The following is a 23,293-nucleotide window of genomic DNA, read 5'->3' on the forward strand; positions in this document are numbered from 1 at the left end:
ATGCGAAAAGGGGAGCCGCTCCTGATAGAGCGGCTCCCCTTTTCGCATCGATACCGGTCTTACTTGACCAGTTCGACCTGTTCGAATTCCAGTTCGACCGGCGTCGCGCGGCCGAAGATCGAGACCGAAACCTTGACCTTCTGCTTGTCGAAATCGAGTTCTTCGACAAGGCCGTTGAAGCTGGCGAAGGGGCCGTCGAGCACCTTGACCTGGTCGCCGATCTCGTAGTCGACCGAAACCTGCTTTTTCGGGGCCGACTTGGCTTCTTCCACGCCGCCGAAGTAACGCGCCGCTTCCTTTTCAGAGATCGGCTGCGGCTTGTTGTTGTTGCCGAGGAAGCCGGTGACCTTGGGCGTGTTCTTCACGAGGTGGTACACGTCGTCGGTCATGTTTAGCTTGGCGAGGACGTAGCCGGGCATGAACTTGCGCTCGACCTGGACCTTCTTGCCGCGCTTCACCTCGGTCACGGTTTCGGTCGGGACTTCGACTTCTTCGACGCCTTCGGACAGGCCCAGACGCTCGGCCTCGGCGATGATCGAATCGCGAACCTTGTTCTCGAAGCCGGAATAGGCGTGGATGATGTACCAGCGTGCCATGTGTTTCTCAGTATCCCTGTAGGCGATCAGGCCAGCGTCATCAGCCAGCGCACGAGGGCGCCGAAGGTCGAATCGACGCCGAGGAAGAAGAGCGAGAGGATCGTCATCATGATGAAGACGAAGATCGAAATGCGGACCGTTTCCGGCCAGGTCGGCCACACGACCTTGCGGCCTTCGGTGCGGACCTGGTTCACGAACTCGGCAGGCGAAGTCTTGCTGCCCTTCGCGACTTTCGGTGTCTTGTCGGCGTTGTCGGCCATGATCGTCATGCTCTCGCGTTGAACTCTTACGTCTCTTCCGGGATGGGGTCTTCGCCGCCCCGATACAAGGTCGGGAGGGGCTTTTCCTTCATCGATGTCGGAAGACGCGCAGGCATGTAGTCCGCGCGCCAGCAAAAGGCAAGCGGTGGAAGGGCCGGATTTTGCCGCTTTCCAACCCAGCATGAGGTGGCTAGCTTGCGCGCTTCGGAACATATGGCCTTTTGGGTCGAACGAGGGGAAGCCAAAGATGGCGGCACAATCTGATCCAGCTCTCGAGCTGGTAACCAATATCGCGGATTTCCTTTGGGTGGGGACTTGGGACAGTGCTCAAGTTCTCCCTTTCCCTCCGCTCGCGATTTTGCTGCTCGGCGGCGGACTTTACATGATGATCGGCCTGCGGTTTTATCCGCTCATCAAGCTGTTCTCGGCGTTTGGAGGACTATTTAGGGGCCGTAAGGGTGAAGGGGCTGGGGAGATTTCCCCGTTCGCTGCGCTTTCGACGGCGCTTTCCGGCCAGGTCGGGACAGGTAATCTCGCAGGGGTTGCGTCCGCTATAGCACTAGGGGGTCCTGGCGCCATTTTTTGGATGTGGATCACAGCGCTATTTGGCATGGCGCTAGCATTCGCAGAAGGTTCACTAGCCATCCGTTTCCGCGAAAGAACCAGCGATGGTGTGTATCGGGGCGGTCCCATGAGTTACATAATGATGGGGTTGGGGCCGAAATACGCGTGGCTTGCCATAGTTTTCTGTATTCTTTTGCTTTTCTCCGCGATGGTCACCGGCAATGCCATCCAGGCCAATGCAGTCGCCGACAGCCTGAAAGAACTCTTTGGACTGACCGAAGTGGTCGGTGGAATGATTGTCGCTGTCGCCGTGTTTGTAGTCATCATCGGCGGGATCAAGTCGATCGGGAATGTCGCGGAGAAGATCATTCCCTTCATGGCGGGGCTCTATATCGTCTTGGCCATGATCGTGCTGGCAATGAATGCTCCGCTAATTCCCGCGACATTCGGACTGATATTTGAGAGCGCGTTTAATCCTACGGCAGCAACTGGTGGATTCGCTGGAGCGTTGATGATCCTTGCCATCCGTGCCGGTGTTGCTCGCGGCCTCTTTTCGAATGAGGCTGGTCAAGGCTCGACGCCGATCGCGCACGCAGTGGCACAGACGAACGATCCTGAACAGCAGGGCCAAATGGCAATGCTGGGTACGTTCATCGATACAATCGTGGTTTGCACGATGACTGCCCTTGTGATCCTTACCGTTCAGGGCAGCTTCGAGGTGGGTGGTGAAACCCAGAGCAAAGAGATTGTTGCGTACACATGGCAGACAGCAATGGAGCCATTTGCAATGACCTCCAGCTCATTTGGTACAGCAATGCCCTTCGAGATACTTGGGACACCCATTGGTACAATCATTGTTAGCCTTGTGCTGATCCTGTTCGTCTTCACCACACTGCTGACGTGGAGTTACTACGGCGAACGAGCCATCACATTCCTTTACGATCGGATCCCTGGCTCGACCCGTGAGGGGGAGAAGAAGTTGCACATCGCCTGGCGCGTGTTCTGGTGCTTGGTCATTGTGGCCGGCGCTAGCCAGAAATCAGACTTTGTGTGGCGACTGGGCGACATTGCAAACGGGTCAATGGTCGTTCCGAACTTGATTGCACTTCTGCTACTATCCGGCGTGGTCTTCAAGCTCGCTAAAGGCGACAAGACCGCTGGCAATACGCACACCGCCGATACGCCGGAAGAGCCCGAGGAATACTAGGCTAGGTTCCCGCATCGGCGGCACGAAAAAGGGGCCGGGAGTTTCGCTACTCCCGGCCCCTGCCCTTTTACCGACTGAACCTCCAGTCAGCGCGCCCCGAACAGGCGGGCGAAGAAGCCCGGCTCTTCCATCGGAAGGATCTTGCCGTGGTGCTTATGGCGAAGGCTTGCATCGCTATAAGGCCGCGGCTTCACCCACCGATCTGGGCGGCTGCTGCGAAAGGACAAGCTAGACATGGGATATCCTCCATGAAACCTTTCCCTCGCGTCCTGCCCCGTAAAACTGCGTAGGGTTGTGCCCGGTTCCCAGAGACTTGCGCGATCCCGCCCAGCGGTCCCGATACGGGACGGCGGGAGTGATCTTTAGTCGCCTCCGCGCGCAATCCAGCGATCAATCTTTGCTTCGAGGACCGGCAGGGGCAGGCCGCCCGTGTCGAGCACCTGCGTGTGGAAGGCCTTGATGTCGAAATCATCGCCCAGCGCGGCTTCCGCACGGGCACGCAGTTCCTGGATCTTGAGCGCGCCAACCTTGTAGGCGAGCGCCTGTCCGGGAATGGCAATGTAGCGTTCCACCTCTGCCACAACCTCGGTTTCGGTCAGGCCGCTGTTTGCCAACATGAAATCGATCGCCTGCTGGCGCGACCAGCCCTTGGCGTGAAGCCCCGTATCGACAACCAGCCGCATCGCGCGAAGCTGCTCGTCCTGGAGCGTGCCGTAACGGTTCCAAGGATCCTCGAAGAACCCCATCTCGTAGCCAAGCGTTTCGGCGTAGAGCGCCCATCCCTCGACGAAAGCGGTCGTCCCGCCAAAGCGCATGAAGGAGGGCAAATCCTCGTTTTCGCGCGCAAGGCTGATCTGGAAATGATGCCCGGGCGCGCCCTCGTGGAGATATAGCGTCACGATGCCCGTAGTGAGCCGGCTCGGCAGGTCATAGGCGTTGAAGTAGAAAACGCCGGGCCGCGACCCGTCGGGCGACCCGCTCTCGTAGGACCCGCCGGCGGAGAATTGCTCGCGATAGGGTTCGTAGGGACGGATCTCGAGCGGCGTGACCGGAGTGAGTGAGAAATAGTCGTCGATCTTCGCATCGACCGCGTGACCGATGTCGTAGTAGCTTTGGGTCAGCGCCTCCCGGCTCGCCGACTTGAACTGCGGATCGGTGCGCACGTAGTCGAAGAATTCGCCAAGAGTGCCCTCGAAGCCGACCTCGGCCTTGATCGCCTCCATCCCGTCCTTGATCCGCGTGACTTCGGCGAGGCCGAGATCATGCAGGTAATCGGGCTCGAGCGGCAGCGTCGTCGTGCTCTCGATGAGCTGGCGATAGAGCGCCTCGCCGCCTTGCATCTGCGCAAGGCCCACGCTTTCGCGGGCGGCCTGATAGTATTCGTCGCGCAGGAAATCGCGCAGCCTCTCATTGGCAGCGAAAACCTCGCCGATGGAGGCTCGGTATTCGCGCGTCAGCCGCACCTTGTCGCTGTCGGAGAAACCTTCGGGGAAATTGTCGATCGGCATCCAGAAGGGCGATTCCTCGATATCGTCGGCGAGCTGCGTGTCGAGCTGGGTGATCACATTCCCGATCGAGAGCTGGGTTTCGACGACACCGCTGGCCATTCCCTCGCGGAACCGGAGGATCGCCTGGTCGATCAGCTCGGCGTAATTCGCATGCCGCTTGAGGTTGTTCTCGTAATCTTCGACCGTCTCGAACGGCGCCGCGCTCTGGCCACTCGCAAGGTTCGGATAGAATGAGTGGAGGCCCGTGAAGTGGTTGATCGGGCGAACCGAGGTCGCCGCCAGAATTTCGGGTGCAAGCCCCTTCAGGGCATCGAGCTGATCATATTCGAATACGTCATAGGCAAGCCGATCCGTGGGGGAGAGTTCGCTTCGATCGATGTTGCGCAGCGCCTCGAGGTTGCGCTCGGCATCCTTGCGCAGGGCGTCGCTGAAGCTCGCGGAATAGAAATCGCCAAGCCGGTCCGCATAGCGCATGTCGCCCCTGAACAGCGCGCCCAGGGGATTGAGCTTGAGACCGCGCTCGTCGGCCTCTGCAAACAAGGCGAAGAGCTTGTCATGCGCCGCCTGCTCCGCGGCTGCCTGGGCCGCAGCGTCGTTTGCCGCATTTCCGGGCTCCAGGCTTCCGGTCGTCGTGCAGGCGGCGAGCGCAAGCGCCAGGCTGCCGATCAGCGAGCTGCGTGCAATGATCATGTGAATGTCCCCAGTAATCTAATCCGATGGCCGGTTACTGCACTTGGCGGATAGCACAAGCTTTCCTGCATCGGCGGTGATCCCCGCTCGACGAACGACCTAATCGATGCAGAACCGGTCGCCCCGCCGGGCAACGGAATAGCCGCGCTCGGAAACCTGGCGGCTCTCGGCGCTGTCAGGATCGCGGATCGGATTGGTGTGATTGTAATGGATGAAATGGACCTTCGCCCGCTCGCTGGCGGGAAGGTGCTGCAACATATCCATCGTTTCGGTCACACGGGGATGCGGAATCTCCGACATGTCGCGGCCCGGCAGTTCGTCGTCGTCCCAGAAGGTCGCGTCCACGAAGACATGATCGGCGCGTTCGAGGAGCGACATCAGCTTCGATCCGTCGGTGCCCGCCCAGTCCTCCCAGCTGTCGATGTCGGGCAGGTAAAGCACGCCGCCACCATTTGAGGGCATGATGTAGAAACCCACCGTCTCCGAATATTCGTCACGGTGATGGACCGGCAAGGCGACAACGACGAGATCGGGTGTCAGCGCAACCGCCTGGATCGCATCACCACCCTCGAGCTTTACCAGCTCGATCTGTCCTAGCTCGACCAGCTGGTTCCACGGGCCGTTGCTCGCGAGGAAGTCCGCCATGCGTGGCATGGCATAGACCGGAATGCCGTTGGCGCTGGCAGCTTCCCGACCGAGATAGGCGAGGCCGAGATAGTGCCCGATATGCGCATGGGTGAGGAAGATGCCATCGATGCCCAGCCCATTGCTCGGCGGCTCAATGCGGTCGAGCGCGGCGAGCTGTTCGGTGAGCGCCGGTGACGCGTCGAACAGGTACCGCGCTCTATTCGACCGATCGATCAGGGCAAGCGAGCTCGGAAGCAGGCTTGACCCTGCGTCATGCGAATTGCCGATCTGCGGCGCGCCTGCGTCCTGACCCGCTCCCAGAACAACCAGCTCGATCTGACACTGGTCAGCAGCTTCCCGCGCCGCGGCAGTCGGCGCTAGGAATGCCGAGGCCAATACCACCAGTATGCTAGAGGAGCACCTCACGCAGGAAGCCTGCAACGATGCCGGCCACGATCATGGCACTCAGCACTTTCACCCAGCCCGGCTGCGACTTCCAGTCGTGCAGCTCGAAGGCGATTTCGAATAGCCGATACATATTGTCCCCCTTCGCTTTGTCGGGGGTATAGGCTTGAAAAGATTGCTGAATATCTAAAGCGAAATCGACTCACTCGATCACGCGTCCGCGGACCATGACCCAGTCGACATCCTCGAGCACGGTGGCATCGTCCAGCGGATTGCCCTCGACTGCAATGATGTCCGCCGAATAGCCGACGGCAATGCGGCCGATCTCGCTCTCCATGCCGAGGATTTTCGCCGCGCCCGTCGTCGCCGTGGCCAGTGCTTCGCGGCTGGTCATGCCGTTGTTCAGGAGCAAGCGGAATTCGCCCCCGTTCTGCCCGTGCGGGAACACGCCCGCATCGGTGCCGAACGCGATATTCACATTCCACTTGCGCGCCCGTTCGACGATTGTCCCGGCATAGGCCGCGACTGCCCTGATCTTCTCCTCGACCACTGGCGTGTAGAACCCTTTGCCCAGATTGCCCTTGATGCCTTCGAAAGCCATCAGTGTCGGGACCAGCGTGGTACCGTTCTCGCGCATCGCCTTGGCTGCCGCTTCATCGAGATAGGTGCCATGTTCGATCGTGTGCACACCGGCACGCGCCGCGGCCTCTATGCCCCTTGCTCCATGCGCATGGGCGGCGACCTTCAAGCCCAGCGATTCCGCCGTCGTGACGATGCTGCGCATTTCCGCATCGGTGAAGTGCGCCTCGAGCCCACGTCCCTGCTGGCTCAGCACGCCGCCCGTGGCGGTGATCTTGATCAGGTCCGCGCCATATTTCGAAGCCTGGCGGACCATTTCGGCGCATTCGACCTCGCCAGTGCAGGCGAAGGAAGTGCCGAGCGCGTCATTCACCTCGCGCCGGAAACCGTTGATATCGCCATGCCCGCCGACGATTGCGATCGTGCGCCCGCTGGTGATGACGCGCGGCCCGGGAACCATGCCCTCTGCTGTCGCGCGGCGCAGCATCTGCGTGACCTGGTCGGACCGCGAGCCTACGTCACGAACCGTGGTGAAGCCTGCCAGTGCGGTGATCCGCGCATTCTTGGCAGCGACCAGAGTGCTCCATTCGATCGGGGTCGTCGCCGCTCGCCAGAATTCGCCCGAAGGATCGCCGGAGAGGTGCGTGTGCAGGTCGATCAGGCCGGGGACCAAAGTCTTGCCTTCGAGATGGATCATCTCGGCCCCCTCGGGAACGGCAGACCAGCCTTCCTCGATGCTGACGATACGGCCGTCCGTCACGGTGACGGTCGCCCTGCCCATCGGCTGGCTACCGGCATCCAGGATGACGCCATCGGCATGGATAACGGTGGTTTCGGCCAAAACCGGCGCGGCGCCCGCCAGCAGGCAACCGGCAATCATTGCAGTCAGTTTGCGCATCGAGTCTCTCCCCTGATCGCGCCGTGATGCCCGCTCCCTCGCCGTGCGGCAAGAGGTGGAACAATGCGGCGCTTTTCGAAACGCTAACCATTGGCGTGTTACGGCGCAGGCTGTTGTCAGTTCTGGGGGAAGCGAAGATGCGGGCAATCCTCGCCATCGCCGTCGGTTGCGGCATGATCGCTGGCGGCCTGCGGCTGTTCCCGGACACCGATGACATGCCTACCGCCATATCGATCATACTTTGCCTGTTCGGCGCGGTTGTGGTCCTGGCTGGCATCAACCATGGCTGGCTGCGCATCCAGCGGCGGCGCGCCTATGCGGGTGGGCGCGAACGACGCGGCACGGTCCGATTCTTCCGGCCTGTCGGGATGGATGACGATACCAGCTACCTGATCTTTGCGACCAGCTATGGCGAGTGGCTGTTGACGGTCGACAGCAGCAGCATCCGCAAGGTTGGCGATGGTCTTGCGGAAGGGCTCCCCGCCCGCGCCTACATGGGCGCGGACGACCGGATCTACGGGCTCGATATCGGAAAGGTCAGGACCCTTCCGATTTCCGCTGGGATACCCTTCGAGGGCAAGTTGCGCGAACGAGTGGAGCGCATCGAGGAACGGCGGAAAGAACTCGGCGCGCGCTCGACCAAATCGTGAATGCGAAACTTCAGAAGGTGTAGCCCAGCCCGAGCGCGATGAAGTACTGATCATTGTTGCCGCGAATGCTGGTGAAAGGGGTTTCTGCAGCATCGCCTTGCAACACCGACCAACCACCGATGGCGACGATCGACAAGCCGCCGTCGGTCACATCGCCAGACAGGTCCTGCGCCAACAGCAGGTTTACGCCGAGGCTCTGAAGCCCGCCTTCCGCCTGGAAGCCCGGGAGCAGGTCTTCGGCCGGAAGCGCCGGATTGGCATCGGGCACGGTGAAGTAATAATCGGCCAGATCGTCGTCGATGAAGGTCGCGCTGAGCGAAAGCGAGGCCGCCGTGGCACGGCTGAGCGGGGTGAAATAGGTGACGCTCGGGCTCCAGAACATGCCCCCATGCGCGCCCGCAACGTCCCAAGCGGCATCGACATTCACGCTCAGGCTGTCAAAAGGATTGAGCAATTGGGGAAACTGGACACCCACGGTGCCGCCGATCTCCACCGCACGGTCGAGTTCGCCATAGGCGGCCACGATGTCGTCATTGATATCTTCCACATCGGCACGATCGCTGCGCAAGCGGAACATCGGCCCTGCGGAGAAGGAAACACCGCGCTCGGGATCGGGTACCAGATCGACCGCGACACCTGCTGGTCGTGGATTGATGTCTATCCCGCCGAGCGAGCCCTGCACGATCGGCAGGATATTGATGTTGTAATCGTCGCTGCCCGAATAGCTGGCATTGTAGCCAACGCCGATACCGACACTCAGGAAATCGCCGTCGAAGATTGTTTCAGGCGGTCCCGCGGGCAAGGGTTCTTCGATCTCTGTTTGTTGAGCGAAGGTGGGCATTGCGAATGCGGATGCGAAGATAGTTGCAGCAATGCTTGCCGTTCGGATCATGCGGATTTCCCTCTGTCTTTTGCTGGGAAACTACCGCCCGCGCAGCCTGTTCCACGATTTCAGCTGCGCATTGCAAGTCGATGAGCGACGCAATAGACCCAAACCCATGAAGTATTCGACAAAGTTCGCCGGCGCACTCGCTTTCATGCTTTCTACTTCCTTGGGGGCACAGTCGTTGGAAACGCAGGATGGCGTGAACGCGGATCCGCACGTCGCGCTGGTCGATGCGATGATGAGCCCCGAAGGATTGGCGGTAGCATCGACCAATTCCATCGCCGAGATCAGGAAAGTCTACGAAGCGGACGCCGATCTGATCGAGATGGAAGCCGAATGCCCCGGCACGATAGACCTGCTGATGGCGACCACCACGCCATTCTTCTACGAATATGACCGGATCGAGGCAGAATTGCGCCGCGAGGCGATGGTAGAAATCCTGAGGGTAGAGATGTCCGAAGAGCACGCGAGAGCGGCGAGCGAGTTTTATTCCAGCGAGATCGGCCAAAAGCTCACCATGGCGGTGATGGACAACTATTCGATCGAGACCACTCTCAATGCCGCCATGCAGAGCGAAGAGGATGAATTCGAGGTCGACCCGAAGGACGTTGCTTCGGACAACCTGCGCTCGGCCGCCGCCGCCGCCCTCACCTTGAGCCCAGAAGAAAAGGCAAGCATCGAATCCCAGTTGAGAGGTCGGGAATGGTTCGCAGCGTTGCTCAAAGCGCGGCCTAAAATGTTCGCTAGGGGAATGGAAATCGCAAACTCGGACTTTGCCCCTCACCTGGATCGGGAGATCGAGACAGCCGTGGACACTGCGCTGACCGCCCATCTCGATGATTGCGGTTACTGACCCTCCAGCGACCGATATGACTGGTGGCCAGACCGACATCGCCATCGTTGGCGGCGGGCTTGCCGGGGGGCTGACTGCGCTTGCGATCCATCGCGTCAATCCCAGGCTTTCGGTCGCCCTGTTCGAGGCTGGCGATAGCTTCGGCGGCAACCACCGATGGAGCTGGTTCGAAGGCGATCTCGACGAGAGAGGTACCGAGCTACTAGGGGCTTTCAAAAAGGCCGAGTGGTCCGGCGGGAACGAGGTGCGCTTCCCCTCTTATACTCGGCAGCTGGCCAGCAATTACCGTTCGCTCGATAGCCGGGATTTCGACGAGGGCATGCGCCGAGCCCTGCCGCAGGAGTCGATCCGGCCCGGAAGCCGGGTTGCAGGCCTCGATGCTGCCGGGATCACACTGGACACGGGTGAACGCATCGCTGCGCGCGCCGTGATCGATTGCCGCGACGCGGTCCCCAGCGAACATCTTACAGGCGGCTGGCAGGTCTTTCTTGGCCAGCACCTGCGCACCGACGCGCCCCATGGCCTCGCGCGGCCGGTCATCATGGACGCTTCGGTGGAGCAGCCCGATGCCTACCGTTTCGTCTACCTCCTGCCGCTCGGTCATGACGAGATCTTCGTAGAGGATACCTATTATTCCGACAGTCCCGCGCTCGACCGGGAATGCCTTCGCGAGCGGATCTCAACCTATGCCCGTGACAAGGGTTGGGCTTGCGAGGTGGTTCATGAGGAAACGGGCGTCCTGCCGGTCATCACCGGCGGTGATTTCGCGGCCTATCGCGCGGAACTGTCGACGCCCGGCGTGGCGTTGTCCGGCGCGCGGGGCGGCTTTGTCCACCCGCTGACGAGCTACACGCTGCCCATTGCCGTCGACAACGCGCTGGCCATCGCCGAAGCGGCAAGCGGCGACCTTTCGCAGCTTGCCGGTGCGGTGGAAGAGCGGGCTCAGCAACACTGGAGTCAAACCGCCTATTACCGCCTCCTTGGCAAGATGCTGTTCGACGCGGCCCTTCCGAGGGAACGATACAGGGTGTTCGAGCGCTTCTATCGCCTGCCCGAACCACTCATCACCCGTTTCTACGCCGCCAGATCATCCCCAATGGACAAATTGCGCATCCTGACCGGCAGGCCGCCCGTAGCTATTGGCCGAGCGGTCAAAGCCTTGCTTGGCAAGGGCACGCCGCTGGTCCAAGGAACCGAACCATGAATGCCGAACTGACGTCGCACCCTGTCGCCGACAACGATGCGCCTCCCTCCCTGCCCGAACCCACGGGCAAGACCGCCTGCGTCATTGGGTCGGGCTTCGGCGGGCTTGCGCTTGCCATTCGCCTGCAATCCGCCGGGATCGCAACCACGGTGATCGAAGCGCGCGACAAGCCAGGCGGCCGCGCTTACTACTGGGAAAAGGACGGCTTCACCTTCGATGCCGGCCCCACCGTCATCACCGATCCCGATTGCCTGCGCGAACTCTGGGCATTGACCGGCCACGACATGGCCGAAGACATCGAGATCATGCCGGTGATGCCTTTCTACCGGCTCAACTGGCCCGACGGGACGAATTTCGACTACTCGAACGACGAGGAACAGCTCTTCCGCGAGATTGCTGAACTCAATCCTGCCGATGTCGCCGGCTACCAGCGCTTCCTCGACTATGCCGAGGGCGTGTACGAGGAAGGCTACGTAAAACTTGGGCACGTGCCTTTCCTCGACTTCAAATCGATGATGAAGGCGGCCCCGGCGCTGGCTAAGAAGCAGGCCTGGCGCAGCGTCTATTCGATGGTCTCGAGCTATGTCGAGAACGAGAAGCTGCGCGAGGCGCTCTCCTTCCATACGCTGCTCGTCGGCGGCAATCCGATGAAGACCTCGAGCATTTACGCGCTGATCCACAAGCTGGAGAAGGATGGCGGCGTGTGGTGGGCGAAGGGCGGCACCAACCGGCTGATCGCCGCGATGGTCAAGCATTTCGAACGTATCGGCGGGACCGTGCGGCTGCACGATCCGGTAACGCGCATCCACACGCTTGGAACCACCGCGAGCGAGGTCGAGACCCACTCTGGTTTCCGACAGCGCTTCGACGCGGTCGCCAGCAATGCGGACATCATGCACAGCTACAAGGACCTGCTCGGCGGGACCAAGCGGGGCGAAAGCTACGCCAGATCGCTCGCCCGCAAGAAGTTCTCGCCCAGCCTCTTCGTGGTGCATTTCGGGATCGAGGGCACCTGGCCGGGTATCCCGCATCACATGATCCTGTTCGGACCACGCTACAAAGGCCTGCTCGAAGACATTTACGATCACGGCGTTCTGCCGCAGGATTTCTCGATCTACCTCCACCATCCAAGCGTTACCGACCCCAGCGTCGCACCCGAGGGCATGAGCACCTTTTACGCGCTCGTTCCCGTGGCGCACATGGGCAAGCTGTCGGTCGACTGGCAGGAAATGGGCCCGATCCTGGAGAAGCGCATCCTCGACGAGGTCGAGCGCCGCCTGATCCCAGACCTCCACGGCCGGATCAAGACGAAGTTCCATTACGCTCCGCGCGATTTCGCGATGGACCTCAATGCCCACAAGGGCAGCGCCTTCAGCCTCGAGCCGCTGCTGACGCAGAGCGCGTTCTTCCGCGGGCATAACCGGGACGATGTGATCGACAATTTCTACCTCGTCGGTGCAGGGACCCACCCCGGAGCCGGTATCCCCGGCGTGGTCGGCAGCGCCAAGGCGACTGCCGGATTGATGGTCGAAGATTTGGTGAAATGATGAAACGTCTTGCAGTCTATTGCGGTTCGGCATCGCCCGCAGATCCGCGTTATCTCGAACTTGCCCGCGAAGTGGGGGCTGGCCTTGCAGAGCGCGGGATCGGCGTCGTTTATGGCGGCGGCCGGCTCGGCCTGATGGGTGCGGTGGCATCGGGCGCGCTTGATGCGGGCGGCGAGGTGATCGGTATCATTCCCGAAGCCCTCGCCAGCAGCGAAGTGGCCAATCACGACTGCACCGAGCTCCACACCGTCTCGGGCATGCATGAGCGCAAGCAGAAGTTCACCGACCTTTCGGACGGTTTCGTAACGATCCCGGGCGGCGTCGGCACGATGGACGAGCTGTGGGAGGCCGTCAGCTGGGCGCAGCTCGGCTATCACGACAATCCGGTCGGCCTGCTCAATGCATTCGGCTTCTACGACCACCTGATCGCCTTCAACGCGCATATGGCCAGCGTCGGCTTCGTGCGCCCGGCGCACCAGAACATCATCATCGCCGAAGACACGTTAAGCGCGTTGCTGGAGAAAATGGCAAGCTACCAGCCGCATACTCCGATCTTCAAGATGAAGGCGAGCGACCTCTGAACAAGCCCCGCCCACTGACGACCCAGAACCTGCGCCCCACTCCGGCGCGCGCCGGCGGTGGGCGCGAACGGGCCGCGCTCGTGCAGAAGGCACATGATTCGATCGAGGTCGGCTCCCACAGCTTCGCCGCTGCATCGAAACTCTTCGACAAGACGACGCGCGAGCGGGCATGGTTGCTTTACGCCTGGTGCCGCCGGTGCGACGACATTGCCGACAACCAGGACAAGGGCGGCCCGCTCGGCGACCAGGGTACTCCCAAGGAAGCCGAAGACCGCATCCAGGCGATCAAGGTGCTGACGAGGCGCGCATTCGAGGAACAGCCTACGGCCGATTTCGCTTTCGACGCTTTCGGGCTGGTAGCCGACGAATGCGGGCTCACCTACGATATGGCGCGCGACGTCATCGGCGGCTTCGCGCTGGACGCTACCGGCTTCGCGCCCAAGAACGAGCGCGACATGCTGCGCTATTGCTATCACGTGGCAGGCGCGGTCGGGATCATGATGGCACACATCATGGGGGTGCATCCCGATGATGGCGAAACGCTCGACCGGGCGAATGACCTCGGCCTCGCATTCCAAATCGCGAACATCAGCCGCGACGTGGTGGAGGATGCTGGGGCGGGCCGGGTCTACCTGCCTGCCGAATGGCTCGCCGAGGTGGGCCTCGCACCGGGCGAACACGCCAAGCCGGAGAACCGCTTCATCCTCGCCAGCCTCATGCCGCGCATGATCGCGCTGATGGAGAAGCACGAAGCCGCCGCACGGCTGGGTGCAAAACGCCTGCGCTTTCGCCATCGCTGGGCAGTGCTCTCGGCGGCGAACATCTACGGCGCAATCGGACGCAAGGTGCTGACCCGCGGCCAGCTGGCCTGGGATAGCCGCACCAGGGTAAGCGGTCCTGAAAAGGCCTGGCACATGCTCACCGCTTTCTTCCAGTCGGTGTGGAACCGGCCGAGCGGGCCTCAAGAGCCGATCATCTGGTCGCGCCACGATTTCCGGCCCGTTGCCGGGTGGTAGCTTGATGCGGCGCGCAGCTACGGCTAGCGCGCATTCGTATGATTTCTAAGCTTCTCATCGCCAACCGCGGCGAAATCGCCTGCCGTATCATCCGCACTGCGCGCGAGATGGGGATCGCCACTGTGGCGGTCTATTCCGATGCCGATGCCAAGGCGCTGCATGTGCGGCAAGCCGACGAGGCGGTCCACATCGGCCCCTCACCCGCTGCCGAAAGCTATCTGGTGGGCGAGAAGATCATCGCCGCGGCGAAGGAAACCGGGGCAGAGGCGATCCATCCGGGCTACGGCTTCCTGTCCGAGAATGCGGGCTTCGCGCAGGCCGTGATCGAAGCGGGGCTGATTTGGGTCGGCCCCAAGCCTTCCAGCATCGATGCGATGGGTCTCAAGGACGCGGCCAAGAAGCTGATGCGCGAGGCGGGCGTGCCCGTGACACCCGGCTATGAAGGGGAAGACCAGTCTGTCGAGCGCCTCAAGCTGGAAGCCGACGCGATCGGCTACCCCGTCCTCATCAAGGCGGTCGCGGGTGGCGGCGGTAAGGGCATGCGCAAGGTCGACAAGGCCGAAGACTTCGAAGCGAGCCTCGAAAGTTGCCGACGCGAGGCCAAGGCCAGCTTTTCCAACGATGAAGTGCTGCTGGAAAAGTGGATCACCTCGCCCCGCCATATCGAGGTGCAGGTCTTCGGCGACAGCCACGGTAATGTCGTCCACCTGTTCGAACGCGATTGCTCGCTCCAGCGCCGCCACCAGAAGGTGATCGAGGAAGCCCCCGCCCCCGGCATGGACGAAGCGACGCGCGAGGAAATCTGCGCCGCCGCCGTCCGCGCCGCCAAGGCTGTCGATTACGAGGGTGCGGGCACCATCGAATTCATCGCCGACGCCAGCGAAGGCCTGCGCGCCGACCGCATCTTCTTCATGGAAATGAACACACGGCTCCAGGTCGAACACCCGGTGACCGAAGAAATCACCGGGGTCGATCTGGTAGAGTGGCAGTTGCGTGTCGCGAGCGGCGAGCCGATACCGCTCAAGCAGGAGGAACTGAGCATCAACGGCTGGGCCATTGAGGCTCGGCTCTATGCGGAAGATCCGGCGAAGGGGTTTTTACCGAGCACGGGAAGACTAGAAGTCCTCAACCTCCGCCATTGCAGACGCGTCGATACGGGCGTCGAAGAGGGTGATGAGATTTCACCTTTCTATGATCCGATGGTCGCAAAGCTGATTACATGGAAAATCAATCGCAACGCGGCAATCGAAGCCATGATTGAAGCAAGCGCAGAGGTGGAATGCTACCCTGTCAAAACCAATGCTTGGTTCTTAAAGCGCCTTCTGTCGAGCGATGCATTCGCTGAGGGCGAGTTCGACACGTCCTACATCGGATCGAACCTCGACACTCTTATTGATCCGCCTGTGCCATCGGAAATGCTGCTGTCACGAGCGAAGCGAAGAGTGGACACCTTCTACCTAGAAATGGATGATCCATACTACGAGCAACAAGCCTATCGTCAGGGCATGTCAGGATTTAGACTCAACTCGGAGCGTCGGACGGCAACCAGGGTACTCGTTAGCGGAGTCGAAGAGACCGTCAGCAAGATCGGTTTCATCCACAGCAAACACGAGGATCATTGGCCCTCGTCCGATGAGTTCGTCCTCTTCGAAGATGGAGCATCATTCGAGGTCGCAAAGTTCCGAGAGCGCGGCACCGGCCACGCCTCCGCCGCTGATGGCGCGATCCTCGCCCCCATGCCGGGCAAGGTCATCGCGGTCGATGTGGCCGAGGGTGATGCGGTCACTGCGGGCCAGCGGCTGATGGTGCTCGAGGCGATGAAGATGGAACACGCGCTCACCGCGCCTTTCGACGGGACCGTGACCGAGCTTTCCGCCAGCGAGGGCGGGCAGGTTCAGGTGGAAGCGGTTTTGTGCGTGGTGGAGCCGAACGAAGAGTAGGCGCCCTTTCCTTTCGTCATTGCGAGCGATAGCGAAGCAATCCAGCTCCTGACCTTGCAGCCAGAAGCGGGTTAGGGAGATGGATTGCCGCAGCGACTGCGTCGCTTCGCAATGACGGGAGAGGTTTTTGAGCTGGGCCAAGGAACTCGAAGAACTGCGCCGCCGCGAGGCCCTCGCCGAGCAGATGGGCGGGCCGGACAAACTCGCTCGCCAGCATGGGCGCGGCAAGATGGATGCTCGCGCAAGGCTTGCCGCATTGGTCGATGAAGGCTCCTTCCGCGAAATCGGCAAGATCGCAGGCAAGGGTCATTACGACGAGGAGGGCAACCTTCAAAGCGTCGCCCCAGCCCCGTTCCTCTTCGGCAAGGCGCTCATCAACGGCCGCCCGGTGGTCGCCACGGCAGACGATTTCACCATTCGCGGCGGGGCGGCGGATGCGGGGATTTCCCGCAAGATGGTCCAGGCCGAAAAGATGGCGCATGAGCTCAAACTGCCGCTGATCCGCATGATCGACGGCACGGGTGGCGGCGGCAGCGTCAAGACGCTCGAACAGATTGGTGCGACATATATTCCCGCCGTGCCCGGCTGGTCGGACGTGGTGAAGAACCTCGACACCGTGCCCGTCGTGGCGCTGGCGCTCGGCCCCACTGCCGGGCTCGGCGCGGCGCGGACGGTCGCCAGCCACTATTCGATCATGGTCAAAGGCCTAAGCCAAATCTTCGCCGCAGGTCCCGCCGTCGTCGACGGGCTAGGCGAAAGCTACAAGGGGTCCACCGACCACAGCCAAGCCAAGGAAGACCTCGGCGGTTCGGAAATCCACACGCGCAACGGCGTAGTCGACGACGAGGTTGCCAGCGAGGCCGAGGCCTTCGCCCGCGCGCGCCATTTCCTCTCCTTCATGCCCGAACATGTCGGCCAGCTTGCGCGCCGATCGCACTGTACCGATCCGGTCCATCGCCGCGAGGAGGCGCTGCTCAGCCTCGTCCCGCGCGAAGAGAAGCAGGTCTATTCCATGCGCCGCTGCATGGAGATGGTGTTCGACCAGGGCACCGTGTTCGAGATCGGTCGCATGTGGGGCCGCGCCTGCATCACCGCCCTCGCCCGGCTAGACGGCTGGCCGGTCATGGTTCTCGCGAGCGATCCGTCCTATCTCGGCGGATCGTGGGAGGCGAAGACCAGCGAGAAGGTCGAGCGCTTCGTGAAGCTCGCCGACCAGTTCCGACTTCCCATCGTCCACCTTGTCGACAATCCGGGCTTCATGATCGGGCGCGAGGCGGAAATGGCAGGCACGATCCGCTATGGCGTGCAGGCGATGAACGCGATCTACAAGGCCAGCGTCCCGCTCGCCTCGGTTGTGCTGCGCCGCGCCTATGGAATCGCAGGCAGCGCGATGAGCAACGCCGAGACCTACCAATACCGCTTCTGCTGGCCCTCGGGTGACTGGGGCAGCCTGCCGATCGCGGGCGGGCTGGAGGTGGCCTACAAGTCCGAGCTCGAGGCGGCCGACGATCCCGAAGCCGAACTCGCCGCGATCCGCGAGCGGCTGGACAAGGTCACCTCGCCCTTCCGCAGCGCCGAACGCTTCAATGTCGAGGACATCATCGACCCGCGCGACACGCGTCCGCTGCTGTGCGAGTTCGCTCAGCTTGCCTGGCGCAGGCTGGAGAGCGAGGCCTAGATCGCCTCATGCATGGCGAGGTACTTGCGTGCCTCGCCCGGGCGCCGGAAAAGCTTGCCCCGCTCGCTGAACAGCACGAGCATCAGGGAGCACAGGCTGAACCCGAACAGCGCCAGCGCGATGGGCTTTGCCGTACCATCGTAATTCTGCCCGATCGCAATCCCGATCAGCGCGGCCCCACCCATGCGGATGAAGCCCTGGGCGGAGGAAGCCGCGCCCGCAGTATGCTCGAACGGCTGCATTGCGATCGATCCGAAGTTCGCGCCCATGAAGCCAAGCAGGCATAGGTTGCCTGCCATCAGCGGCACGAACCAGTACAGATCGCCCGGCTGGAAGAAGGCGGCGTAGACCTGCATCGCCGCCAGGCAGATGAAGGTCACGAGCGCCGTGTGGCTCACCCGCCGGGCACCGTATCGTTCGACGATGCGCGAATTGGCGAAGCTCGACATCGCTAGCGTCGAAGCGGTCAGGCCGAAGATGAGCGGGAAGTATTCGTCCGCATCGAAATGTTCGCCGATCAGCTGCTGCGCGCTGTTGATGTAGCCGAACAGAGCGCCAAAGGTCAGCGCGCTGCCGATGACGTAACCCGAAGCCTCGCGTGTGGTGAGCGTGAGGGGCAGGTTGTGCGCTACCGTGCGGAAATCGAGCGGCTGCCGATCCTCTGGTGAAAGCGTTTCAGGCAGGCGCGACCATGCCCACAGCCAGACGAGCGACGCGATCGCGGCCATGACCACGAAGACCCAGGGCCAATGGCCGAAAGCCAGCACCACCTGCCCGAGGCTGGGTGCGAGCACCGGCACCACCATGAAGACGATGAAGATGGTCGACATGATCCGCGCCATTGCATCGCCTTCGAAGCGATCGCGAATGATCGCGGCGGGCAGCACGCCCAGCCCCGCAGTGCAGAAGCCCTGGATGCCGCGCAGCCAGAGCAGGCTCTCGTAAGTGGGCGCGAAGGCACACAGGATCGAGGTAACGACATAAGCGGCGAAGGCCACGAACAACACGCGGCGCCGACCGAAAGTATCGGCAAAGGAACCCGGGATCAGGCAGCCGACGCCTGCCGCAAGCAGGTAGACACCCACAACGAGCTGTCGCCTGTTCGGCTCGGACACGCCGAAGGATCCCGCGATCTCGTCGAGCGCGGGGAGCATGGCGTCGATCGCCAGCGCGCCAAGGCTCATCGTCGCCGCCATCAATGCGACGAACTCGGCCCTGCCGATGCTACGGCTGGTGCCGTCGCTTGAGGAGATGGTGGTGATCATGCGGGGGTGTCTTTGCGAGACGAAGGATACGATGGGAAGGCGCATCGGGTTCCTGAGTGCAATTTTTCATGCCCTGTGCTTCATTTGTCGCGCCCGCGCGCCTATCCCCGGCGCATGGCCGAAGAGGAGCAAGACGACGCAGATGAGGCAGATGGCCTGCGCAAGATCATCCACGTCGACATGGACGCATTCTTCGCCAGCGTAGAACAACGCGACAACCCGGAACTGCGCGGCAAGCCAGTGGCTGTCGGTGGATCGAGCGGGCGCGGCGTCGTGGCAGCCGCTAGTTACGAAGCGCGAAAGTTTGGTGTGCGTAGCGCCATGCCCAGCGTCACGGCCAAGCGCAAATGCCCAGAGCTGATCTTCTGCAAATCGCGCTTTGATGTCTATCGCGCGGTCAGCCAGCAGATCCGGGCGATCTTCCGTCACCACACCGACCTGGTCGAGCCGCTGAGCCTCGACGAGGCCTATCTGGACGTGACCGAGGACAAGCTCGGCATCGGGAGCGCCACGCGTATCGCCGAACTCATCCGGCAGGAAATCCGCGCCAAGACCAGGCTGACGGCGAGCGCGGGAGTGAGCTACAACAAGTTCCTGGCCAAGCTCGCCAGCGACCAGAACAAGCCGGACGGACTATGCGTTATTCGCCCGGGAGAGGGCGCAGAATTCGTGCAGTCTTTGCCGGTGAGACGGTTCCACGGTGTCGGTCCGAAGGGGGCGGAAAAGATGGCGCGGCTCGGGATCGAGACGGGCGCGGACTTGGCGGCGAAGGACATCGAGTGGCTGCGCGCCCATTTCGGCAGCTTCGCCGATTACCTCTACCGCGCGGCCCGCGGCATCGATTTGAGACCCGTCCGCTCCAGCCGCATACGCAAGTCGGTCGGCGGCGAGCGGACCTTCAACCGCGATCTGTCATCGGGCAGCGAGCTGCGCGAGACACTGGAAGACATCATCGACATCGTCTGGGGCTATATCGAGCGGGCCGAGGCCAAGGGGCGTACGGTCACGCTCAAGATGAAATACACCGACTTCCAGATCTTCAGCCGTGCAAAGACAGTCGACCAGCCCATTGAAGGAAAGGAAGAGTTCGCTCGGATATCACGCAAGCTGCTGGAGGAGGTCTTGCCCCTCCCGATGCCCATCCGGCTGATGGGACTGACATTGTCGAAGCTGGACCGTGACGGCGAGGACGAGCCGCAGCGGCCCGATGCGCAGTTGAGCTTGCTCTAGTCCTTGCGGGCCTGCCACAACTTGAGCCGCTCGCGCGTGCGCGGGCTCAACGGTTCGGGCAATGAATGGGTGGGGAAGAAACGTGCCTCGATCACCTCGCGGCCATCGGCTTCAGGCATATCATTTATGATCCCGTCGAACACATGCGCCGTGTGCGCTGCGCCGGACAATTCTTCCTCGATCACGCCGACCAGCTTCATGCCTTCGATTTCGCAGCCGGTTTCTTCGAGCAGTTCGCGTCTGGCAGCGTTTTCCGGAGCCTCGCCATCGGCGATACCGCCGCCGGGAAAGTACCATTCCTGCGGACCGTAGCTATGACGAACGAGCAAGACCTGCCCATCGAAATCGCGCCCGATGATGCTGACGCCATCGCGCGTGGTGCCGGTGACAGCCCGGGCGCGACGGCGCACCTTGTATCCGATTTTCAGGGCGAGGCGGTGCAGCGGTGCGGGCATCAGGTGAAGCATGTGACAGGCTGTTTAGCGCCTGCCAGCAGCCTCGCAACCGGCAAATCGCTGTTACCCGCAGCCGCCTGATCGAACACGTCCCGCTTGTCTTGCCCCCTGATAACGAAAGCGATTTCCCCGCTGTCGAGCAGCGAAGGGAGCGTAAGGCTGATGCGATCGAATGGTGCCTCGGGGGGCAGGGGATCGGGGGTCAGGCGGATGATGCGCCGCGGCTCCTCCAGTTGCGGATCGGTGTTGGGAAAGAGCGACGCGATATGCCCGTCGGCGCCCATGCCGAGCCAGGCGAGGTCGAAATGCGGAACCTGCTCCATGATCGTGAGCGTGACGACCTCGGCCCCGGCAGGTTCGAACAGGGCGCGCAATTTGCCGGTATTCGAGGCTTCGTGATCTTCGGGGACGATCCGGTCGTCCCCCGGCCACACGACGAGCCGCGACCAGTCGAGATCGGCTTCCAGCAGCTTTGCGATGATCGGGAACGGGGTCGATCCTCCGGGTACGGTAATCGTGACCGGCCCGTCTCGCGAAGCCAGCGCGCCTGCAATCCTGCCTTCCAGCCATTCGGCAATCGCGCCGTCTGCTGCGTTCTCGATGATCGTGATGTCAGCCATGCGTCACAGCGATACAGCAAACCCGCCCACGGCCAAGCCGGGAGCGGGTGAATTGCTATGCGCCAGAGACCTTACTTGCTGGTCTGGTTTAGGAACCAGATGCGCTCTTCGGCCTGGTCGATCCAGTCGTCCACGATACCGCTGGTGGCATTGTCGCCGACGCTTTCGGCTTCTTCCTTCACGGTTTCGAGGCGCTGGTGCAGCTTCTTGTTGTCGTCGCGCAGTTCGATCACCATCGCATCCGCGGTCAGGGTCACATCGTCCTGATCGGCAATCTGGGTTTCGGACGCCACTGTGCCGATCGAGGTCAGCGTATACTCGTCGTTCTTGCGAACGCGTTCACCGATATCGTCGACGGTCCCGATCAGCTGGGCGGCCTGCTCGTCGAATAGGACATGGAGGTCGCGAAAGCGCGGCCCCGCGACGTGCCAGTGAAAGTTCTTGGTCTTGAAATAGAGCGCCATCGTGTCTGCAAGGGCGCCGTTCAGCGCCGTCACGAGGCCCGATTTCGCGTTGTTTCCGAGAGTGGTCATCCGTTTTTCCTTTGATCTGGGTTCTTGCCCAATCAACGGATCAGAGGCGCGGGAGTTTCGCGAAGCGTTTCGCCCGCTCTAATCGGATCACTCGATCAAAGGATGGTTTTATTCTCGGTTATTGCGATCAATTCGCAGTTGGATCAAGCAGCCCACGGCCCGGTAATCGCGACGGTCCGCGTCGGGGAATAGGCGTTGACGAAGAACCACTTCCCATCGGGCGAGAAGCACCCACCAGCGAGTTCAGTCTGCATGTTGAGGCGGCCAAAGACATAGGGCTCGCCTTGCGGGGTGATACCGATCAGGCGATTGTCGACCACCTGCGTGTACTGATCTTCGCACACAATCAGGTGACCGTTGGGCCCGACAGTCAGATTGTCGCCATAGTTGAACTGGTCTTCGCTCTCGCTCTCGAAGAAGAGCTCGACCTCATCGGCCTTTTTCTCCCGTCCGGGGACCAGCTTGAAAATCTGTCCGAGCTTCTTCGCACCGCCGCTTGTCGAGCAGATGAACAGTTCATCCGTCCCCATGTGAATCCCTTCGCCGCGGGCGACGAGCGATCCGCCCTGGGCGGCCGCACGCATGCGCAAATCGTCTTGTGGGGAATCGACATCATCGAGAGGAATCCACTCGACCTTGTAGCGCTTGCCGACCTCCATCGTTGCGCTTTCCCAGTTGCGGGTATCGGGCAGCCCCACAATACGCATCGCCTCCAACCGACCACCCTTCGCCAGATCGCCGGCGACATCGGGGATGAAGCGGTAGACGACCGAATCGTCCCGGTCCTCGGTCAGGTAGACCAGCCCCGTTTGCGGATCGACGCAGGCCGCCTCGTGATTGAAGCGTCCCATCGCCTTGAGTGGCTCCGGGTTGATCAGCCCTGTTGCGTCGGCGGGAATTTCGAAGATCCAGCCGTGATCCTTGGCCAGTCTATCAGGACCGATATGCTGCGGTTCGGAGACGAATTCCTCGCAAGTGAGCCAGCTGCCCCAGGGCGTCACCCCGCCCGAACAATTGCGAATTGTTCCAGCCAGCGAGCGAAATTCGCGCTTCTTCTCCAGCGTTCGAGCATCGAGCACGATGTGGGTTGTCCCGCCGGGCAATACGGCCTGGCCGGCTAGACGATCATAGCCGTCGACAAGATTGCCGCCTGTGCCCTGACCGGGACGCAGCTCGTGGTTGCGAACGAGTGCGATATCTCCGCTCGGCAGCGGCAGGCATCCCATGCCATCTGCGGCATCCGGCACGGTTCTGCCATCGCTCATCACGTCATCGAAGCTGGAGAGAAGCCGGTAGGAAAAGCCCTCGGGTAGGTCGAGCAGGCCAAAGGGATCGGGAACCAACGGTCCGTATCCAGTGAATGTTGCGGATCTTGATGGCGGCGACATGCAGCCACTCAGCGACAGCGCAGCCAATGCGCTTGCGGTGGCAGATAGGAACTGTCGGCGATGTAGGTCTGCGGTCACGAATCTCTCCTTGGCGCGTCGGCCATCGCCATGCG

22 protein-coding genes are annotated in these 23,293 nt (G+C 61.8%); 10 read left to right on the forward strand and 12 right to left on the reverse strand.

Translation table 11 applies throughout. The features are described from left to right. Positions 1-59 precede the first annotated feature (59 nt). Both nusG and secE read right to left on the reverse strand, forming a co-directional pair. On the reverse strand, positions 60-596 hold the full coding sequence (nusG, locus tag K3146_RS08355) for a transcription termination/antitermination protein NusG (RefSeq protein WP_040965140.1): 537 nt from the start codon (positions 594-596) through the stop codon (positions 60-62). A gap of 26 nt (positions 597-622) precedes the next feature. Then, positions 623-856, reverse strand: a complete 234-nt coding sequence (gene secE / locus K3146_RS08360) for a preprotein translocase subunit SecE (RefSeq protein WP_221545920.1) — start codon at positions 854-856, stop codon at positions 623-625. A gap of 247 nt (positions 857-1,103) precedes the next feature. On the opposite strand from secE, the gene K3146_RS08365 reads away from it, so the two are divergent. Beyond that, on the forward strand, positions 1,104-2,627 hold the full coding sequence (locus tag K3146_RS08365; protein WP_221545808.1) for an alanine/glycine:cation symporter family protein: 1,524 nt from the start codon (positions 1,104-1,106) through the stop codon (positions 2,625-2,627). A gap of 362 nt (positions 2,628-2,989) precedes the next feature. On the opposite strand, the gene K3146_RS08370 is transcribed toward K3146_RS08365, so the two are convergent. From K3146_RS08370 to K3146_RS08380, 4 genes are all read right to left on the reverse strand, one after another. Next, positions 2,990-4,825, reverse strand: coding sequence for a DUF885 domain-containing protein (locus tag K3146_RS08370; protein WP_221545809.1), 1,836 nt, complete (start codon positions 4,823-4,825; stop codon positions 2,990-2,992). A gap of 99 nt (positions 4,826-4,924) precedes the next feature. Continuing rightward, positions 4,925-5,854: an MBL fold metallo-hydrolase gene (locus K3146_RS08375; RefSeq protein ID WP_221545810.1), complete on the reverse strand. Its 930-nt coding sequence runs from the start codon at positions 5,852-5,854 to the stop codon at positions 4,925-4,927. A 7-nt stretch (positions 5,855-5,861) separates the two neighbouring features. Further along, positions 5,862-5,990 (reverse strand): hypothetical protein, encoded by a 129-nt coding sequence (locus K3146_RS13560; protein ID WP_282098476.1) that lies wholly within the window; start codon positions 5,988-5,990, stop codon positions 5,862-5,864. Positions 5,991-6,059: 69 nt separating this feature from the next. After that, positions 6,060-7,334, reverse strand: coding sequence for a metal-dependent hydrolase family protein (locus K3146_RS08380; RefSeq protein ID WP_221545811.1), 1,275 nt, complete (start codon positions 7,332-7,334; stop codon positions 6,060-6,062). 137 nt (positions 7,335-7,471) lie between these two features. Between K3146_RS08380 and K3146_RS08385 the strand changes: the two genes are divergently transcribed. Beyond that, positions 7,472-7,984, forward strand: a complete 513-nt coding sequence (locus K3146_RS08385) for a hypothetical protein (protein ID WP_221545812.1) — start codon at positions 7,472-7,474, stop codon at positions 7,982-7,984. 10 nt (positions 7,985-7,994) lie between these two features. Here the strand turns inward: K3146_RS08385 and K3146_RS08390 are convergent, their stop codons facing one another. Next, a complete protein-coding gene (locus K3146_RS08390) occupies positions 7,995-8,876 on the reverse strand; it encodes a MipA/OmpV family protein (protein ID WP_221545813.1) in 882 nt (293 codons plus the stop codon). Positions 8,877-8,982: 106 nt separating this feature from the next. Here K3146_RS08390 and K3146_RS08395 point away from each other — a divergent pair, with 106 nt between their 5' ends. The 7 genes from K3146_RS08395 (at position 8,983) to K3146_RS08425 (ending at position 17,689) form a co-directional block, all read left to right on the forward strand. Next, entirely contained in the window at positions 8,983-9,723 is a 741-nt protein-coding gene (locus K3146_RS08395; RefSeq protein ID WP_221545814.1) for a DUF2059 domain-containing protein, read from the forward strand. A 16-nt stretch (positions 9,724-9,739) separates the two neighbouring features. Continuing rightward, positions 9,740-10,927, forward strand: coding sequence for a lycopene beta-cyclase CrtY (gene crtY, locus K3146_RS08400; RefSeq protein WP_221545815.1), 1,188 nt, complete (start codon positions 9,740-9,742; stop codon positions 10,925-10,927). Next, the gene (locus K3146_RS08405; protein ID WP_247711129.1) at positions 10,924-12,474 is read left to right on the forward strand and encodes a phytoene desaturase; all 1,551 of its coding nucleotides are present in this window, start codon (positions 10,924-10,926) and stop codon (positions 12,472-12,474) included. Before crtY ends, K3146_RS08405 begins: the two co-directional genes overlap by 4 nt. Further along, a complete protein-coding gene (locus K3146_RS08410; protein ID WP_221545922.1) occupies positions 12,474-13,055 on the forward strand; it encodes an LOG family protein in 582 nt (193 codons plus the stop codon). Before K3146_RS08405 ends, K3146_RS08410 begins: the two co-directional genes overlap by 1 nt. Positions 13,056-13,135: 80 nt before the next feature. After that, positions 13,136-14,071, forward strand: coding sequence for a phytoene/squalene synthase family protein (locus tag K3146_RS08415; protein ID WP_345724042.1), 936 nt, complete (start codon positions 13,136-13,138; stop codon positions 14,069-14,071). A 38-nt stretch (positions 14,072-14,109) separates the two neighbouring features. Next, positions 14,110-16,011 carry an acetyl/propionyl/methylcrotonyl-CoA carboxylase subunit alpha gene (locus tag K3146_RS08420; RefSeq protein WP_221545816.1) on the forward strand — a complete coding sequence of 634 codons (1,902 nt, stop codon included), beginning with the start codon at positions 14,110-14,112 and terminating at the stop codon, positions 16,009-16,011. 127 nt (positions 16,012-16,138) lie between these two features. After that, on the forward strand, positions 16,139-17,689 hold the full coding sequence (locus tag K3146_RS08425; RefSeq protein ID WP_221545817.1) for an acyl-CoA carboxylase subunit beta: 1,551 nt from the start codon (positions 16,139-16,141) through the stop codon (positions 17,687-17,689). On the opposite strand, the gene K3146_RS08430 is transcribed toward K3146_RS08425, so the two are convergent. Then, positions 17,686-18,954, reverse strand: coding sequence for a multidrug effflux MFS transporter (locus tag K3146_RS08430; protein ID WP_221545818.1), 1,269 nt, complete (start codon positions 18,952-18,954; stop codon positions 17,686-17,688). The genes K3146_RS08425 and K3146_RS08430 overlap by 4 nt on opposite strands. A gap of 114 nt (positions 18,955-19,068) precedes the next feature. On the opposite strand from K3146_RS08430, the gene dinB reads away from it, so the two are divergent. Beyond that, complete coding sequence (gene dinB / locus K3146_RS08435; RefSeq protein ID WP_221545819.1) at positions 19,069-20,184, forward strand: DNA polymerase IV; 1,116 nt, start codon at positions 19,069-19,071, stop codon at positions 20,182-20,184. Here the strand turns inward: dinB and K3146_RS08440 are convergent. From K3146_RS08440 to K3146_RS08455, 4 genes are all read right to left on the reverse strand, one after another. Continuing rightward, a complete protein-coding gene (locus K3146_RS08440; protein WP_221545820.1) occupies positions 20,181-20,651 on the reverse strand; it encodes an NUDIX domain-containing protein in 471 nt (156 codons plus the stop codon). The genes dinB and K3146_RS08440 overlap by 4 nt on opposite strands. Then, positions 20,639-21,259: a 6-phosphogluconolactonase gene (locus K3146_RS08445; protein ID WP_221545821.1), complete on the reverse strand. Its 621-nt coding sequence runs from the start codon at positions 21,257-21,259 to the stop codon at positions 20,639-20,641. The genes K3146_RS08440 and K3146_RS08445 overlap by 13 nt, the downstream gene beginning before the upstream one ends. A 71-nt stretch (positions 21,260-21,330) precedes the next feature. Next, positions 21,331-21,792: a Dps family protein gene (locus K3146_RS08450; RefSeq protein WP_221545822.1), complete on the reverse strand. Its 462-nt coding sequence runs from the start codon at positions 21,790-21,792 to the stop codon at positions 21,331-21,333. A 143-nt stretch (positions 21,793-21,935) separates the two neighbouring features. Further along, on the reverse strand, positions 21,936-23,258 hold the full coding sequence (locus K3146_RS08455) for an alkaline phosphatase PhoX (RefSeq protein ID WP_345724047.1): 1,323 nt from the start codon (positions 23,256-23,258) through the stop codon (positions 21,936-21,938). Positions 23,259-23,293 lie beyond the last annotated feature (35 nt).

Origin of the sequence: Qipengyuania vesicularis (assembly GCF_019711415.1) — a bacterium.
Classification (GTDB): Bacteria; Pseudomonadota; Alphaproteobacteria; order Sphingomonadales; family Sphingomonadaceae; genus Qipengyuania; species Qipengyuania vesicularis.